Annotated in this window: 18 protein-coding genes; 1 reads left to right on the forward strand and 17 read right to left on the reverse strand. The window is 36.4% G+C overall.

Annotation, left to right across the window (positions count from 1 at the left end):
* Window positions 1–363, reverse strand: a complete 363-nt coding sequence (locus BAQ46_RS06885) for an Asp23/Gls24 family envelope stress response protein (RefSeq protein WP_000021109.1) — start codon at window positions 361–363, stop codon at window positions 1–3.
* A gap of 378 nt (window positions 364–741) precedes the next feature.
* Between BAQ46_RS06885 and rpmB the strand changes: the two genes are divergently transcribed.
* On the forward strand, window positions 742–930 hold the full coding sequence (rpmB, locus tag BAQ46_RS06890; protein WP_000124776.1) for a 50S ribosomal protein L28: 189 nt from the start codon (window positions 742–744) through the stop codon (window positions 928–930).
* Between the two features lie 73 nt (window positions 931–1,003).
* On the opposite strand, the gene spoVM is transcribed toward rpmB, so the two are convergent.
* From spoVM to BAQ46_RS06970, 16 genes are all read right to left on the reverse strand, one after another.
* Complete coding sequence (gene spoVM / locus BAQ46_RS06895) at window positions 1,004–1,084, reverse strand: stage V sporulation protein SpoVM (RefSeq protein ID WP_001213599.1); 81 nt, start codon at window positions 1,082–1,084, stop codon at window positions 1,004–1,006.
* Window positions 1,085–1,150: 66 nt separating this feature from the next.
* Complete coding sequence (locus BAQ46_RS06900) at window positions 1,151–1,831, reverse strand: thiamine diphosphokinase (protein ID WP_001998094.1); 681 nt, start codon at window positions 1,829–1,831, stop codon at window positions 1,151–1,153.
* Window positions 1,832–1,930: 99 nt separating this feature from the next.
* A complete protein-coding gene (rpe, locus tag BAQ46_RS06905) occupies window positions 1,931–2,575 on the reverse strand; it encodes a ribulose-phosphate 3-epimerase (protein ID WP_000589966.1) in 645 nt (214 codons plus the stop codon).
* Between the two features lie 2 nt (window positions 2,576–2,577).
* Window positions 2,578–3,459: a ribosome small subunit-dependent GTPase A gene (gene rsgA / locus BAQ46_RS06910; RefSeq protein ID WP_001113936.1), complete on the reverse strand. Its 882-nt coding sequence runs from the start codon at window positions 3,457–3,459 to the stop codon at window positions 2,578–2,580.
* 268 nt (window positions 3,460–3,727) lie between these two features.
* Complete coding sequence (gene prkC, locus BAQ46_RS06915; RefSeq protein WP_000904769.1) at window positions 3,728–5,701, reverse strand: serine/threonine protein kinase PrkC; 1,974 nt, start codon at window positions 5,699–5,701, stop codon at window positions 3,728–3,730.
* Between the two features lie 8 nt (window positions 5,702–5,709).
* Window positions 5,710–6,462, reverse strand: coding sequence for a Stp1/IreP family PP2C-type Ser/Thr phosphatase (locus BAQ46_RS06920; RefSeq protein ID WP_000648697.1), 753 nt, complete (start codon window positions 6,460–6,462; stop codon window positions 5,710–5,712).
* 4 nt (window positions 6,463–6,466) lie between these two features.
* On the reverse strand, window positions 6,467–7,555 hold the full coding sequence (gene rlmN / locus BAQ46_RS06925) for a dual-specificity RNA methyltransferase RlmN (RefSeq protein ID WP_000450543.1): 1,089 nt from the start codon (window positions 7,553–7,555) through the stop codon (window positions 6,467–6,469).
* Between the two features lie 4 nt (window positions 7,556–7,559).
* Window positions 7,560–8,894: a 16S rRNA (cytosine(967)-C(5))-methyltransferase RsmB gene (rsmB, locus tag BAQ46_RS06930; protein WP_001249672.1), complete on the reverse strand. Its 1,335-nt coding sequence runs from the start codon at window positions 8,892–8,894 to the stop codon at window positions 7,560–7,562.
* Window positions 8,891–9,835, reverse strand: coding sequence for a methionyl-tRNA formyltransferase (fmt, locus tag BAQ46_RS06935; RefSeq protein ID WP_000598790.1), 945 nt, complete (start codon window positions 9,833–9,835; stop codon window positions 8,891–8,893). The genes rsmB and fmt overlap by 4 nt, the downstream gene beginning before the upstream one ends.
* Window positions 9,836–9,858: 23 nt before the next feature.
* The gene (gene def / locus BAQ46_RS06940) at window positions 9,859–10,329 is read right to left on the reverse strand and encodes a peptide deformylase (RefSeq protein WP_000279468.1); all 471 of its coding nucleotides are present in this window, start codon (window positions 10,327–10,329) and stop codon (window positions 9,859–9,861) included.
* Window positions 10,330–10,340: 11 nt separating this feature from the next.
* Window positions 10,341–12,746 (reverse strand): primosomal protein N', encoded by a 2,406-nt coding sequence (gene priA / locus BAQ46_RS06945; protein ID WP_000666727.1) that lies wholly within the window; start codon window positions 12,744–12,746, stop codon window positions 10,341–10,343.
* Complete coding sequence (gene coaBC, locus BAQ46_RS06950) at window positions 12,743–13,948, reverse strand: bifunctional phosphopantothenoylcysteine decarboxylase/phosphopantothenate--cysteine ligase CoaBC (protein WP_000911757.1); 1,206 nt, start codon at window positions 13,946–13,948, stop codon at window positions 12,743–12,745. The genes priA and coaBC overlap by 4 nt, the downstream gene beginning before the upstream one ends.
* 172 nt (window positions 13,949–14,120) lie before the next feature.
* The gene (gene rpoZ, locus BAQ46_RS06955; protein WP_000933970.1) at window positions 14,121–14,333 is read right to left on the reverse strand and encodes a DNA-directed RNA polymerase subunit omega; all 213 of its coding nucleotides are present in this window, start codon (window positions 14,331–14,333) and stop codon (window positions 14,121–14,123) included.
* 2 nt (window positions 14,334–14,335) lie between these two features.
* Window positions 14,336–14,953, reverse strand: coding sequence for a guanylate kinase (gene gmk / locus BAQ46_RS06960; RefSeq protein ID WP_001257738.1), 618 nt, complete (start codon window positions 14,951–14,953; stop codon window positions 14,336–14,338).
* 13 nt (window positions 14,954–14,966) lie between these two features.
* Window positions 14,967–15,230 carry an extracellular matrix/biofilm regulator RemA gene (gene remA / locus BAQ46_RS06965; protein ID WP_001251458.1) on the reverse strand — a complete coding sequence of 88 codons (264 nt, stop codon included), beginning with the start codon at window positions 15,228–15,230 and terminating at the stop codon, window positions 14,967–14,969.
* 67 nt (window positions 15,231–15,297) lie between these two features.
* Complete coding sequence (locus BAQ46_RS06970; protein ID WP_071741801.1) at window positions 15,298–16,173, reverse strand: YicC/YloC family endoribonuclease; 876 nt, start codon at window positions 16,171–16,173, stop codon at window positions 15,298–15,300.
* Between the last annotated feature and the right edge of the window lie 6 nt (window positions 16,174–16,179).

A 16,179-nucleotide genomic window follows, 5' to 3' on the forward strand; every position in this document is an offset into this window, starting at 1 on the left:
TTACAAGTTTATTACTTTAACTCCTTGTACGTAGATGTTTACAGAATCTACTGCTAGTCCTACAGTTTGATCTAATGTATATTTCACTTTCGTCTGCACGTTATGTGCTACTTCTGAAATTTTCGTACCATAGCTCACAATAATATACATATCAATATGTACTTCATCTTCATCTTTACGAACAATAACACCTCTAGTGAAATTTTCTTTTCGTAAAATGTCTGTTAATCCATCTTTTAACTGATTTTTTGATGCCATACCTACGATACCGTAGCAATCTACCGCGGCACCTCCAGCAATTGTTGCAATTACATCTGTACTAATATCAATTTGACCGTACTTCGTTTTAATTTCAATTGACATCTCGTTTTCCCCCTTCATAAATGGTGAAAGTGAGTTAGACTACTTTAGTTACTATCATATAATCTTTTTAAAGAAAATTCCATCGTTCTTTCTTTTTCACTCTCATATTTTATGTTGAAAACTACACTTTTTTATGATGAGCAAAATAGTCCATTGTTATTATACAACATGTATCACTATAATATGTCAAGCAATTTTTCTTGATTTCAACTTTTCTTCATTGACATATAGTGTCAAGTAATTTTTCTTGATTTCTTTTTTCTACAGTGTTGCATTCTCTTTTTAGTTGTGTTAAATTATAGTAGTGTTTTTAGCATCGCATAAAAGACTAACATTGAAAAATTACGTATGGTAAGGTATCAAGGGAGGGAAATATAAATGGCTCGTGTTTGTGCTATTACTGGAAGAAAAGCTCGTTCTGGTAACTCTCGTTCTCACGCAATGAACGCTACAAAACGTAAGTGGGGCGCTAACCTTCAAAAAGTTCGCGTACGCATCGACGGAAAAGTTCAACGTGTTTACGTTTCTGCTAGAGCATTAAAATCTGGCAAAATCGAACGTGTTTAATAATAAAAAAAAGAGCCGCTAGGCTCTTTTTTTACTATACCAATGGAAAAAGCACCGGTAATAGGTGCTTTTTTTAATCTTTTTTGAAGGTATTTAACATGGCACGAACAATTCCACCAAGAAATTTAGGTAACTTAATTGTATAAAATCTCATGGTTTCCCTCCTAATCCCCATTACTCCACTTGGTCACTATATGATGTAAGGAGCAAAATTGTTTCTTTAATCAGTGCTTCTTATCACCATTAATATGCCAGAAGTAAATGAAAAAGTACCTTTTTCCTCAACGAGTTCATTACTAATACAAAGTGTGGATCCCCACTCTATTTTTTTATTCGTTAGAGGATATTTAAAACCAAGTAATGTAATCCCTTCCACTATTTCAGTAACAGGCACAAAAGATACATAAGGGAAATTTTTATTTTCTTCAATTATATGTGTACCTACTCTTTTTACACTTATTTCATTTTGATTGTCTACAATACACATCTCTATTCCTACTTCTAATCCTTTTAAAAGCATTTGTATATTCGCTAAACCGTGATCAAGTCTTCCGCCAGTAGCACCAAAAATACGAATGAGTGCCGGCTTTTGTTCTAACGCCCAGTTAATCGCAATTTCTAAATCAGTTTGATCTTTTTCACGAGGAACAATATGTAAATCATTTGTTTGTTGCCCCATCCATGCTAATTCTTCTTCCGTAACCGAGTCATAATCTCCAAACGCAACAGCAGGAGTAATACCTCTTTTTAATAAACGATATACTCCTCTATCAACTGCCGCCCACACTACTTTCTCATTTTCATATGAAGAAAAATCTGCACAATATTCCGCGGGTCCTCCCGCTAAAATATGAATAATCATGTTTCCTTCCCCTTCTATTGTAAAAAGGCAATCTGCCATTCGGTAGATTGCCTTTTTATATATTTTTTCTCTACCCTTTATAAATAGTGAAAACTTACTACACTAGAAGATTCACTGGGATAAAGACTCGTTCATTCATTATCCACGAATGACACGAATTGCTTCACCGCGGTCTTTTTGATTGTATACTGCTGACCCAGCTACAAGTACATTTGCTCCTGCTTCTACACAAAGTCTTGCTGTTTCAGCGTTTACACCACCATCAACTTCAATTTCTACTTCTAGATTGCGCTCTTTAACCATTTCTGCAACTTGTTTAATTTTCGGTAATACAGAATGGATAAATTTCTGCCCACCAAATCCAGGGTTTACTGTCATAAGTAATACCATATCAATATCTTCTAATACATGCTCAATCACTGAAACTGGCGTATGCGGATTTAATACAACTCCTGCTTTAATGCCATGAGATTTAATTAACTGAATTGTACGATGCAAATGAGGGCACGCCTCTACATGAACAGTAATAATATCCGCTCCCGCTTTTGCGAAAGTCGGGATATAGTTATCAGGATTTTCAATCATTAAATGTACATCTAACGGTAACGATGTGATCGGACGAATTGCTTCTACAATTAATGGTCCAATCGTAATATTTGGTACGAAATGTCCATCCATTACATCGACGTGAATGTAATCCGCCCCGCCTTTTTCTACATCTTTAATCTCTTCCCCTAATTTTGAAAAATCTGCTGATAAGATCGATGGTGCAATTTTAATCATAACTAATACCTCGGCTTTCTCTCTCTAATTTCTTCTACAAATTGTTTGTAATTCTTATAACGATATTCTGTAATCTTCCCCTCTTCAACCGCAGCCTTCACAGCGCATTTCGGTTCAGAAAGATGTGTACACCCTCTAAATTTACAGTATTGGCTCGCTTCTTTCAACTCTGGAAAACAATATGTAAGATCTTCTACCTCTATATCTATGAAATCGAGTGAACTAAAACCAGGTGTATCTGCAACTAGTCCGCTTCCAATCGCAATTAATTCTACGTGTCTTGTCGTATGTTTCCCGCGTCCTAAATGTGAGGAAATATCATTCGTTTTCAGTTCTAATTCTGGACGTAAGACGTTAAGCATAGAAGATTTTCCAACACCAGATTGCCCCGCAACGACGGAAACACAACCTTCTAAGAATGGTTTTAAAATGTCAATACTTTCCGATGTATTTATAGAAGTAAATAATACATCATATCCCATCTCACGATAGTCATTTGCATAAGATTCAACAGTCTCTCTCATTTTTTCATCTACTAAATCCATCTTACTAATGCAAATAATCGGCTTAATGTTATGATATTCAATCAGCACTAAAAATCGATCTAACAGTCCCGGATTAAAATCTGGTTCTACTGCAGAAAATACGAGTATCGCTTGATCAACATTAGCAATAGGAGGCCTAACAAGTTCATTTTTTCGATCAAATACTTCAAGCACGTATCCTTCACTTGGATTATCAGCCTGAAAAACAACTTGGTCTCCTACCAATGGTGTAATTTTATTTTTTCTAAACACACCACGCCCGCGACATTGTGTAATCCCTTCTTCATGCTGCACATAATAAAATCCACTTAGAGCTTTTACAATTTTTCCTTCTGGCATATAATTCTCCTTTATTCTGTATAAAGTGAAGCTGTAATTCCTATTGAATGGATTATCATTCTTTAAATAAAGATTTCAAAACCCGTCATATATACAAGTTAATACGTTTAATCTACCATTAAATTTAAAATATTATTTATAACAGTATCACTTTTATAGCTTTTTGAACCATATATTTTTGCCTGTTATACGGTCCACTATATGTAGACAGCATAACAGGCAGGAGTAATACATTCCATTCCCTCTAGAAAGAAAATGGAATTCATTATTATTGAGTTGGATATGGTACTTCTTTGTCAATAATCGTTACACCATCTCGTACAATTTTATAGTGTCCTTTTGTACCTTCTTGAATTACAAATTCTAATGAAATAGTTGCCGACTCTGAAATTGTTCTAGTTTCAATTGGTCTATCCATTTTTTGTTGCATATCTTCTTTATAAATTTCTATCGTTTGCGGTTTTTTCTCACCTATTATAGAAGATTCATACGGAATAGAAATATTATCCACTTTCACTGTTTTCGTTACTTTCGGCTTAGGACCATCTGAAATAACAATCGTCACTTTATCTCCTTCTTTTAACGGCGTTCCTGGTTTTGGAGATTGCGAAATTACAAGTCCTTTATCAACAGTATCGGAATACTCTCGTTTTATATCTGGAGTTAGTTTCCTCTCATTCAAATAACCATTGACACTATTTTCAGTCCATCCTGAAAAGTCACCTGGTCTAATTTGATAAGGACCTTTACTTACCCAAATTTTCAGGTCTTGTTCCGCCTCTACTACCATTTGATCTGGCGTCGGAATTTGCTCAACGATTTCACCTTTTGGTCTATCATTTTCAATATAATTTATTGTAACTTGTTTATATTTTTCTTCTAATTCAGACCTTATGCTCTCAAAATCTTTCCCTGTAAGATCACTCATCTTACTTTTCTTTTTTCCACCTGATTGATAGATAGTAATTTTAGAGTTTTCTTTCACGACTCTTCCTGCCACAGGGTCTGTTTTTATGACATCACCAGTTTCAACATCATCTGTATATACAATATTAGGTTCCGTAACCTCAAAACCTTTTTCAACTAATGTATTTACTGCTGTCGTATATTTCATACCAGACACATCAGGGACTTTTACATCTTTTGGAATAAAGAATCCTGGAATAACAGTAAGCGCTAACGTTATTCCGATTGCTAAAAGTAAAAATATTGTAATTAAAATTTTGAGCCATTTATTACTTCGTTTTTTCTTCTTATTTAAATCCGTTTCTTCTTTTCTTGTCTGTTCATCCACTTTACTTCCTTTTAAAACAATTGTTTCATCAGTAACGTTTTCAAATAATTGTTCTTGTTGAATAATCGGAATCGCTTTTGTCGCTTCCATATCTTCCGGTATGTAAAATGGCTGCTCATTTATCCTCTCTGGATATAGCGCCGTTTCAATATCTCGTTTCATCGCATTGGCAGATTGATATCGATGAAACGGATCTTTCGCAGTTGCCTTTAATATAATATTTTCGACACTTTGCGGAATATTTTCATTCCATCTTTTTGGAGACGGAATTTCACTTTGTAAATGTTTTAAAGCTATAGCAACAGCAGATTCACCAGAAAACGGTTGTCTTCCTGTTAACAACTCAAACATAACAATCCCTAGGGAATAAATATCTGATTGTTTATTTGCTATCCCGCCACGTGCTTGTTCTGGTGATAAGTAATGCACCGAACCGAGTACTGAATTTGTATGTGTAATTGTTGTTGCACTTGTAGCTGTCGCAATTCCAAAATCTGTTACTTTTATTACTCCATCAGCTCGAATTAAAATATTGTGCGGTTTAATATCACGATGCACAATTTCAAAATGATGGGCGTGTGCCATGGCGGATGTTAACTGCTCCATAATATCAAGAGCTTCTCCTATCGATAACATCCCTCGCTCAATTATGTATTGCTTCAATGTTTGTCCTGGTACATACTCCATTACAAGATAATATATACCATCTTCTTCTCCGACATCATACATATTCACAATATTTGGATGCGACAACGTTGTAACAGACTGCGCTTCTCGATGGAAACGTTTAATAAACTCTTCGTTATTTGAATAGTCGAGTCGTAATATTTTTACCGCTACATCCCGGCCCAGTATATCATCATGAGCTAAATATACATTGGCCATTCCACCGCCACCAATCATTTTCAGCAGCTTATAACGGTCATTTAAGCGTTTTCCAATCAGCACGTTGCACTTCACCTACTTTCGTTTGTCGAACCCGCATAATCAATCAGAACAAGGGTAATATTATCTTCCCCACCACGATCATTCGCCAATTGAATGAGACGTTGCCCCTTAGTTTCTAGCTGTTCATTTAACTGTAAAATTTGTTGCATATCAGCAATAGAAACTTTGTTAGATAATCCATCAGAGCAAAGAAGTAACTGATCATCTTCCTCTAGCACCAACGTTTTAACATCTAATCCGACTTTCTCTTCTGTTCCTAATGCCCTTAATAAAACATTCTTTTTCGGGTGATATTCTGCGTCTTCTTTTGAAATTTCACCATGTCTCACAAGTTCATTTACAAGTGAGTGATCTTCCGTTACAAGCGAGATTTCTCCCTCTGATACCATATAACAACGACTATCCCCTATATGACCTATTGTCACAAAGCTCGGCGTACAAATTGCTATTATAAGTGTTGTTCCCATGCCATTACATTCTACATGTTGCTTAGAGTACTCATATATACGCTCATTAATAATCCCAACACTAGTATGTAACCACTCTTCTACTTTTTTTGGCTCATTCATATTATGCGTTTGCTTCCAATAATCATGGAATAATTGAATGGTCATCGAGCTAGCTACATCACCAGCTCGATGACCTCCCATTCCATCTGCTACTACCGCTAAAATATTTCCATCTAAATTATGAAAAACTCCTGCACTATCTTCATTATGTTGACGAACTTTTCCTTTATCTGATAGAAACACGGCTTTCATCTCGTCACCTCGTCTCTTCTTTGCGCTCCTTCGCACGCAACTGACCGCAGGCTGCATCAATATCATGACCTTGTTCACGGCGAATCGTTACATTTACTCCACGATCTTTTAACGTTTTTTCAAACAAGAAAATTTGTTCACGTGGCGTACGTACATAATCACGTTCAGGTACGTAGTTTACCGGAATTAAGTTCACATGACATTTTACACCTTTTAAGAGCGCAGCAAGTTCTTCAGCGTGCTCAACTTGGTCATTTTCTCCTCCAAATAGTCCATATTCAAAAGTAATACGACGCCCTGTTCTATTTACATAGTATTTAATAGCTTCCATCAAATCTGGTAGCTTATAAGCACGGTTAATCGGCATTAATTTTGAACGTAATTCTGAGTTTGGAGCATGCAGTGAAATCGCAAAATTAATTTGTAAGTCTTCTTCAGCGAACTTATAAATTTTCGGGATAATTCCACTTGTCGAAACTGTCATATGTCTCGCACCAATATGAAGTCCTTTTTCATGGTTAATGATGCGTAAGAATCCCATTAAATTATCGTAGTTATCAAATGGTTCTCCAATTCCCATAACGACAAGAGAACTTACACGTTCTTCTGATTCATCAAGTGCACGTTGCACTTCTACTACTTGCGCTACAATTTCTCCAGCTTCTAAGTTTCGCTTTAAACCGCCAAGCGTTGAAGCACAGAACGTACATCCAATACGACAACCTACTTGCGTTGTTACACAAATGGAATTTCCATATTCATGTCGCATTAATACCGTTTCAATAGAATATCCATCGTATAATTGGAATAAGAATTTAATTGTTCCATCCGAAGACGTTTGTTTTACTAACGTATTTAAAGTAGTAATATCAAAGGAATTCGACAATTTTTCACGCAATCCTTTAGAAAGGTTTGACATATCCTCATAATTTTTTACACGTTTTTTATATAACCAATCAAAAATTTGTCCAGCACGGAACTTTGGTTCTCCTTGCTCCTTTAACCAATCTTGCATTTCATGAAGTTGTAAAGAGTAAATTGATGGTTTTTTCGTTTCTAAATTTTTCTTTTGTTTTCTCACAGTCGTTTCCACGATGCTACACCTTCTTCCTTAAACAAGCAATATAAAAGCCATCTGTTGCAAAATAATGCGGTAAAATTTGTACTTGACCTTCATCAATATACGGACTTAACTTTTCTGGCATACGCTCTTTTATCGTAGTATCCCACTCAAACTCAGGATGCTCTTGTAAAAATCGTTCTATTACTTGTTCATTTTCTATTTTTTCAATTGTGCACGTACTATAAACAAGGCGACCACCTTGTTTTAATAACGGTGCGATTTTTTCTAGTATTGCAAGTTGGATCGTCGATAATCTTTCACTATCGCCTTTATCTTTACCTAACTTAATATCAGGCTTACGTCTAATTACACCAAATCCAGAACATGGGGCATCTACTAATATTTTATCAAACGTTTCATTTGCAAAATGTTCTTGCACTTTTCTAGCATCTAATGCCTTTGTTTCGACATTTCCTAGACCAAGTCGCTCTGCTTGTTGTTTAATTAAACGTACTTTGTGTGCATGTAAATCAAGGGACATGACTTGACCAGTTCCTTTTAATCGCTCTGCGATATGTGTTGTTTTTCCACCTGGAGCAGCACAACTATCAAGAACTACATCTCCCTCATCTGGTTCTAAGGCACGTGCTACCAGCATAGAACTTTCATCTTGAATAGAAAGAAAACCTTTTTTAAACGCATCTGTGTGCGCTACATTCCCTTTTTCAATTTGAATTGCATCATCTGATAAATCGCCACGCTTCGCTTCTATACCTTCACTAGCTAATAATGCAATTGCTTCTTCTACTGTTATTTTATCAACATTTACACGCGCTGTTGGTACAGGCGGTAACATGTTCACTTCACACATTTTCTCAGCAGTTTCTAAACCATATTCTGAAGTCCACTCTTGGACAAGCCAAATTGGATGACTTGTTGCAATTGCCAAACGTTCTACTGGATCTTTGATTTCATCTACAGAAGGTACACCTTCTCTTTGAATCGAACGTAATACACCGTTCACCATACCAGCAATTCCTTTATGCCCGCGACGCTTTGCAATCTCAACGGCTTCATGAATAGCCGCTCTTTCAGGCACTCGGTCTAAATAAATCATTTGATATAAAGATAAGCGAAGTAATACTCTTACCCACGCTTCAACTTTCTTTTTTAAAAAAGGCTGTAAATAATAATCTAATGTATCACGACGTTGGATTGTTCCATATACAATCTCAGTTAGTAAACCAATATCTTTTCTATCAATTGTACTTTTTTCAATTAGATTATTTAAAAGTAAGTTACTGTATGCACCACTTTTTTCTACTTGAATTAAACCATCAAGAGCTAATTCACGAACATTTTGTCTCATGCATTTTCTCCTAACTTTGTTCCAATTTCAGGTTTTGTTCCACGTAAAAATTGTGAACAGCTCATACGCTTTTTACCAGAAGGTTGCAATTCTGTAATTTTAACACCCGTTTCATTACCAGTTGCTACAACGAAACCATCTTCTTCGATCGCAACAATCGTACCTGCTTCAGCTGATTTCGTTACGGGGACTTTTTCTCCCCACCATACTTTAACAACTTGTCCTGCTAAAGTTGTATAAGCAACTGGCCATGGATTCAATCCGCGAATGTGATTGTATACTTCTTCACCTGTTTTTGTCCAATCAATTTTCTCTTGCTCACGTTTTATATTATATGCAAACGTTACTTCTTCCTCGTTTTGTTTAATTGGTTCTAACTTACCTTGAATTAGTAAAGGTACTGTTTTAGATAGAAGATGTGCCCCTGCTTCACTTAACTTATCAAATAACGAACCTGTCGTTTCACGCTCTTCAATTTCCACTTCTACTTGCGTTAAAATATCACCAGCATCCAATTTTTCTACCATATACATAATTGTAATACCTGTTTTTTCTTTCCCTTCCATAATTGCATAATGGATTGGTGCACCGCCACGAAGTTCAGGAAGTAAAGAAGCGTGGACGTTAATACATCCATACTTCGGTGCTTCTAAAATTTCATTTGGTACAATTTGACCGAACGCAGCTGTTACAATTAAATCTGGCTCTAATGCCAATACTTTTTCATATTCGTCTTTTTCACGAATTCTTAACGGCTGTAACACCGGAATACCATGCTTTTCTGCTTCCACTTTAACAGGTGTAGGTGTTAATACTTTTTTTCTGCCTACCGGACGATCTGGTTGCGTAACAACACCTATTACATCATAGCCATCTTCAATAAGACGACGAAGCACCGGCACTGAAAAGTCCGGTGTTCCCATAAATACTACTTTTATCATTTAAAAACCGCTCCTTTTAATACCTATTCTAATTCATTTTCCTCATAATATCTTGTCACTTTCGATGTAAATAACACACCGTGTAAATGATCGATTTCATGTTGAATTGCACGCGCTAAAAACCCTTCTGCTTCTAGTAAAAATACTTTGCCTCGACGATTTTGCGCACGCACTTTAATATAATCCGCACGTTCCACTTCACCATAAAGTCCCGGGAAGCTTAAACAGCCTTCGGGACCTACTTGTTCACCACGTTTTTCTAATATCGATGGATTGATTAACTCAATTTTCCCAGTATCATCACCGATATCAACTACCGCCACTTGCAAGCTTACCCCTACTTGAGGCGCAGCTAAACCGACTCCGTCCGCAATTAACATTGTTTCATGCATATCTTTCAACAATTTCACTAACTTTTTATCAAAGTTAATTACTCTTTCACACGGTGTTTCTAACACTTCATTTGGATGCTTTACTATTTCTAAAACTGCCATATTTCCCTCCGCTACATTAACATTGTTGGATTAAAATCAATTGAGATTTGTAGCTCTTTTTGCATTTCTGCTTGATAATGTTCATTTACCATTTTGAGCACGTTCTTTAAGTTTGGTTCCCGTTTGTATTTTATCATGCATTGATAACGATATCTATCTTTTATCCTTGGAATTGCTGAAGCAACCGGTCCTAACACCATCGTTTGCTGCGAACAGTGCGTCCGTAAATGACCGACAATTTTTTCCGTCACTTGTACTGCTTTTAATAATTCCGGATGAGATACCGTCACAAGTACAACATAGTAATAAGGTGGGTATTGTCTCGTTCGCCTCATTTGCATTTCTTGATCAAAAAACACATCATATTGTTGGTTCTTTGCTAACTCTATACTATAATGTTCTGGCGTATACGTTTGAATTATAACTTCCCCTGGCAATTCATGTCGGCCTGCTCGTCCACTTACTTGCGTCAATAACTGATAAGTCTTTTCACTCGCCCGGAAATCAGGTAAATGAAGCATCGTATCAGCAGTTAAAACACCAACAAGCGTTACTTTCGGAAAATCTAACCCTTTTGCAATCATTTGTGTTCCAAGTAATATATCTGCTTTTTCTTCCCCGAACGCCTTTAATAATTTCTCATGCATCCCTTTACGACTCGTCGTATCTACATCCATTCGAATGACTCGTGCCTCTGGAAATAGTTTTGTAATTTCTTCTTCTACCTTTTGCGTACCTGTACCAAAGAAACGAATGTATGTACTTTGACAAGCAGGACACGCAGTCGGCATATTTTCTTCGTAACTGCAATAATGACATTTTAAACGATGATTCATTTTATGATATGTCAGCGAGATATCACAATGCGGACATTGTACAACGTACCCGCAATCACGGCACATAACAAATGTAGAATGACCTCTTCTATTTAAAAAGAGCACCATTTGTTCTTTCTTTTCTAACCGATCTGCTATTTTTTCATGCAGTGCCTTTGAAAACATGGAGCGATTCCCGTCACGAAGTTCTTCACGCATATCAACAATCTCTACTGTCGGTAAAGCTTGTTCGTTCATACGTTTTTCCATCGTCAGTAATTCATACACACCTTTTTTCGCTCTTGCAAACGATTCAAGCGTCGGTGTTGCACTACCAAGAACGATAGGGCATTTATGATATTGTCCTCTCCACACAGCTACATCCCTTGCATGATACCTCGGATTATCTTCTTGCTTGTAGCTCGATTCATGTTCCTCATCAATGATAATAATCCCTAAATTTTCAAAAGGAGCAAATACAGCTGAACGTGCACCAACTACGACTTTCACTTCTTTTCTTAAAATCTTACGCCATTCATCATATTTTTCTCCAACAGACAGCGCACTATGAAGAACTGCAACTTGTGAGCCAAATCTACCTTTAAAACGATCTACCATCTGAGGCGTTAGTGCAATTTCAGGAACAAGTACAATAGCTTCTTTTCCTTTCTCGAGCACCGCTGCTATAGATTGTAAATATACTTCTGTTTTTCCGCTTCCTGTAACACCATATAGTAAAAATGGATTGTAAGTTTCATTTGTAATTGATGATAAAATCGGTGTAATAACTTGCTTTTGTTCCTCAGTAAGTGGGAATGGTTTCGTTTGTTCAAAATCGTCATCGTCATACGGATTTCGGTACACTTCCACATACTTTTCTGAGAGTAGTCCCTTTTTAACAAGTGCTTTAATTGGAGCATCTGTTATTTGTAACTCTTCTGTTATTACTTTCAACGGTACACTTTTATAATTTTCCACAAAATAATAGAGGACATCTTGTTGTTTTTTACTTTTCAGTTCAAATGCTGCTAATTCTAATTTATCTTCTGGCAACTCCGGTTGAACGACTCTTTGTTTCTTCTTTTGTACCTTATCTTTTACTTGATAAACGACTTCAATCGTGCCATGTTTAATTTCTTGTTGAATCGTGCGGTATAGCTGTGGCTGCGTCTCAATCGCTTCCCAATCTATCGCTTCTTTGTCCTGAAATAAAAACAGTAGTTCAGGTGCTACTTCTTCTTGTTTACGAAGTTGTAGACGTTTTTTATATGTTGCTTTTATCGCCGTTGGAAGCATAACTTGAAAAGCTGAAATCATATAACATAACGTTTCACTTGTAAGCCAATACCCTAGCTTTAACAACTCTTCATTTAAAACGGGTGTTACATCTAAAATTTCATGAATTGTCTTTAACTTCTTACTTTCTACTTCAACCGAATCTTTAATCCCAATAATAAAACCTTGCAATTTCCTTGGGCCAAACGGAACTACTACACGCATGCCTGTCTGGACAATATCTTCCCATTTTTTAGGAATAATATAATCAAATGGTCGATCTGTCTGACGTGCAGGTACATCAACAATTACACTTGCAAATTTCATAGACGATCATCTTCTAACATTATTTCAATTTGCTTTAATATTTCACGAGCAACCTCTTTCTTCGTTAAAAGTGGCAACTCTATAACTTCTCCATCTTTTCTATACATTGTTACAATGTTCGTATCTGTACCAAATCCAGCTCCTTGCGCCTTTACATCGTTTGCAACAATCATATTCGCATTTTTCTCACGTAATTTTTTCGTTGCATATTCCTCTACGTTTGTCGTTTCAGCCGCAAAACCGATAAGTAACTGTTTGTCTTTCATCTCACCTAACGTTTTTAAAATATCTACTGTTCTCTCAAGTTCAATTACAGCATCGCCATTTTTCTTTTTCATTTTATTATCATGAACATATTTCGGACGATAATCTGCAACCGCTGCTGTTTTAATGACAACATCTACGTCTTCATAATGTTGAATAACCGCCTCTAACATATCTTGTGCAGATTCCACTTGCACCGTAGTTACATGTAATGGTGGATGTAATGCTGTCGGTCCCGAAACGAGTATAACATCAGCGCCTAAGTTCGCTGCCACTTCCGCAATCGCGTATCCCATTTTTCCAGAAGAAAAATTAGTCATAAAACGGACTGGATCAATCTTTTCACGAGTTGGGCCAGCAGTTATTAATATTCTTTTTCCTTGTAGTGGTTTTTGCTCTGAAAAAGCCTCTTCTAACCGTGCAATAATCGCTTCAGGTTCTTCTAATCTTCCCTTCGCTACATAACCACACGCTAAAAAACCTTCTCCAGGCTCAATAAATGTATATCCTAACGTTTTTAACGTCATCATATTTTTTTGAACAATTTTATTTTCATACATATGCACATTCATAGCAGGTGCAATCCACACTGGGGCTGTAGTAGCTAACAAAGTAGTTGTAATCATATCATCTGCAATACCGTTAGCTAACTTTCCAATACAATTGGCTGTAGCAGGTGCAACAAGTACAACATCTGCCCAATCTGCTAAATCGATATGAGCAATAACAGCTGAGTCTTTCTCATCGAATGTATCCGTATATACATCATGGCGAGAAAGCGCCTGGAATGTAAGAGGTGTAACAAACTTCATTGCCGACTCACTCATCATTACTTTTACAATAGCACCAGATTGTGTCAATTTACTCGTTAACGCAGCCGCTTTAAAGACCGCAATGCCTCCTGTTACACATAAAAGTATCTTTTTCCCTTTTAGCATATGGCTCGTCCTCTTTCTTTTTCAAACTTATAATACTGAAACAAGATTATCAGCTCATCAGTATCAATATTTCTTCCCTACCGTAAAAAAATAACAACCTACTTGTAAATAGGTTGTTACCGTTACATAGAAAATTATAAAGTCTATGTTTTAAATTGTCGAAGACAAAGTCTTATTCAGTTACTTTATCTTCACTTGGTACGTAGCTTAACGCTTCCATATCGATTTCTTCTAATGCTTTACCTACACATTTATGAGAAACTGGTTTTTCTACAACACAGTTATTAGCAAGTTGCATTTCGCGCGCACGTTTTGCAGCCACTGTTACAAGTGTATATTTAGAATCGATTTTTGTTAATAATGAATCAATTGATGGATTTAACATAATTATAGACCCTCCGTCATTTCTTTATAATATTTTGCTACTCTTTCGCGGCGGCAATGTTCGCCAACCACAATTGCTTTAATTCTTTCACAAGCTAGTTCAACTTGGTCGTTTTCTACAACGTAGTCGTAAGCGTCCATCATATCAATTTCTTCTTTCGCTACCGTTAAACGATTTTCAATAACATCTTCAGTTTCTGTACCACGACCGACAATTCGGTTCTTTAGTTCAGATAAACTTGGAGGTGCTAAGAAAATAAATACACCTTCTGGGAAAGCTTTCTTAACTTGAATTGCTCCTTGCACTTCAATTTCTAAGAATACATCTTTTCCTTCTTGTAATGTTTTTTCAACATAGTCAATTGGTGTTCCGTAATAATTACCTACGAACTCAGCCCACTCAAGTAATTTTTCATTACGAATCATTTCCTCAAATTCTTCTCTCTCTTTAAAGAAATAATCCACACCATCCACTTCACCTTCACGTGGCTTACGTGTCGTTACTGAAATGGAGTACTGAAAACGTGTATCCTCATGACTAAACAGCTCTTTTCGAACCGTTCCTTTACCAACCCCAGAAGGTCCTGAAAGAACGATGAGCAATCCTCTTCTACTTCTCATAAATATGTAAAACCTACCCTTCCTCACTTAACTCTTCTTTATTATTCAAACGATGTGCAATCGTCTCTGGCTGAATTGGACTTAATACAACATGCCCATCATCCATAACAATAACCGCCCTTGTTTTTCTCCCATACGTAGCATCAAGCAAAGCATTATGTTCGCGTGCTTCCTGTACTGTTCGTTTAATAGGAGCTGACTCCGGACTTACAATAGCAATAATTCGATGAGCAGATACAATATTTCCGTATCCAATATTTAAAAACCGCATGGCCATAGTTTGCGCCTCCTAGTAAGTCTATCCGATTTCTCCACCACGTATAACTTTATATATTTTTTGAAAGCTACTCAATATTTTGTACTTGTTCACGAATTTTTTCAAGGTTATTTTTCATTTCTACAACATATTTTGAAATTGTTAAGTCATTTGCCTTAGAACCAATCGTATTAATTTCTCTATGCATCTCTTGCACGATGAAATCCATTTTCCTTCCAACAGGCTCTTCAATCTGCAGTGTTTCATGGAATTGTTCTAAATGACTTTGCAAACGAACTAACTCTTCGTGAATATCACAACGCTCAGCAAAAATTGCAACTTCTGTTAGCAATCTTTGTTCATCTAGATCTTGATTATGTAATTCCTTTAAGCGATTTTCTAATCGTTCACGATATTTTTGTGTAACAATTGGTGCATGCGGAATAATAGCATTTACACAATTATGAATCTCTTGTAAGCGATACGCTATATCTTTATGTAATCGTTCTCCTTCGCCATCTCTCATCGTTTTTAACATATGAGCAGCTTGGCGAACAGCCTCATATAAACTGTTCTCAAATTGTTCATTTACGTTTTCTACCTCTTCAATCGCTGTTACTTCTGGCATTGCCATTAATTGCTCGAGTGTAATAGAATCTTGTAATTGAAATTTTCCTTTTATATCTTCCATAATCGATTGGTACTGCTCAAGAAGCGACCAATTCACACTTAATTTTCTTTCAACAAGCCCTTCACCCGCTATACTAATAGACACTTCAATACGTCCACGGCGAACTTGCTGTGCAATTATTTTACGAATTTTGTCTTCAAATACCGTCATTTGCTTCGGTAGTCGAATACTCATCTCTAGAAAACGGTGGTTCACCGATTTCATTTCTACTGTAATTTGAAAAGTATCACTCTCTACTTTCGATCTTCCAAATCCTGTCATACTACAAATCATTTTTTA

The organism is Bacillus paranthracis, assembly GCF_001883995.1.
In the GTDB taxonomy this organism is placed as follows: domain Bacteria; phylum Bacillota; class Bacilli; order Bacillales; family Bacillaceae_G; genus Bacillus_A; species Bacillus_A paranthracis.

What these genes read in the sequence shown, in the direction of transcription:
- BAQ46_RS06885 (WP_000021109.1), bottom strand. Translation starts at nt 363, where the DNA reads ATGTCAATTGAAATTAAAACGAAGTACGGTCAAATTGATATTAGTACA.
- rpmB (WP_000124776.1), top strand. Translation starts at nt 742, where the DNA reads ATGGCTCGTGTTTGTGCTATTACTGGAAGAAAAGCTCGTTCTGGTAAC.
- spoVM (WP_001213599.1), bottom strand. Translation starts at nt 1,084, where the DNA reads ATGAGATTTTATACAATTAAGTTACCTAAATTTCTTGGTGGAATTGTT.
- BAQ46_RS06900 (WP_001998094.1), bottom strand. Translation starts at nt 1,831, where the DNA reads ATGGCAGATTGCCTTTTTACAATAGAAGGGGAAGGAAACATGATTATT.
- rpe (WP_000589966.1), bottom strand. Translation starts at nt 2,575, where the DNA reads ATGATTAAAATTGCACCATCGATCTTATCAGCAGATTTTTCAAAATTA.
- rsgA (WP_001113936.1), bottom strand. Translation starts at nt 3,459, where the DNA reads ATGCCAGAAGGAAAAATTGTAAAAGCTCTAAGTGGATTTTATTATGTG.
- BAQ46_RS06920 (WP_000648697.1), bottom strand. Translation starts at nt 6,462, where the DNA reads ATGAAAGCCGTGTTTCTATCAGATAAAGGAAAAGTTCGTCAACATAAT.
- rsmB (WP_001249672.1), bottom strand. Translation starts at nt 8,894, where the DNA reads ATGAGACAAAATGTTCGTGAATTAGCTCTTGATGGTTTAATTCAAGTA.
- fmt (WP_000598790.1), bottom strand. Translation starts at nt 9,835, where the DNA reads ATGATAAAAGTAGTATTTATGGGAACACCGGACTTTTCAGTGCCGGTG.
- def (WP_000279468.1), bottom strand. Translation starts at nt 10,329, where the DNA reads ATGGCAGTTTTAGAAATAGTAAAGCATCCAAATGAAGTGTTAGAAACA.
- priA (WP_000666727.1), bottom strand. Translation starts at nt 12,746, where the DNA reads ATGAAATTTGCAAGTGTAATTGTTGATGTACCTGCACGTCAGACAGAT.
- coaBC (WP_000911757.1), bottom strand. Translation starts at nt 13,948, where the DNA reads ATGCTAAAAGGGAAAAAGATACTTTTATGTGTAACAGGAGGCATTGCG.
- rpoZ (WP_000933970.1), bottom strand. Translation starts at nt 14,333, where the DNA reads ATGTTAAATCCATCAATTGATTCATTATTAACAAAAATCGATTCTAAA.
- gmk (WP_001257738.1), bottom strand. Translation starts at nt 14,953, where the DNA reads ATGAGAAGTAGAAGAGGATTGCTCATCGTTCTTTCAGGACCTTCTGGG.
- remA (WP_001251458.1), bottom strand. Translation starts at nt 15,230, where the DNA reads ATGGCCATGCGGTTTTTAAATATTGGATACGGAAATATTGTATCTGCT.
- BAQ46_RS06970 (WP_071741801.1), bottom strand. Translation starts at nt 16,173, where the DNA reads ATGATTTGTAGTATGACAGGATTTGGAAGATCGAAAGTAGAGAGTGAT.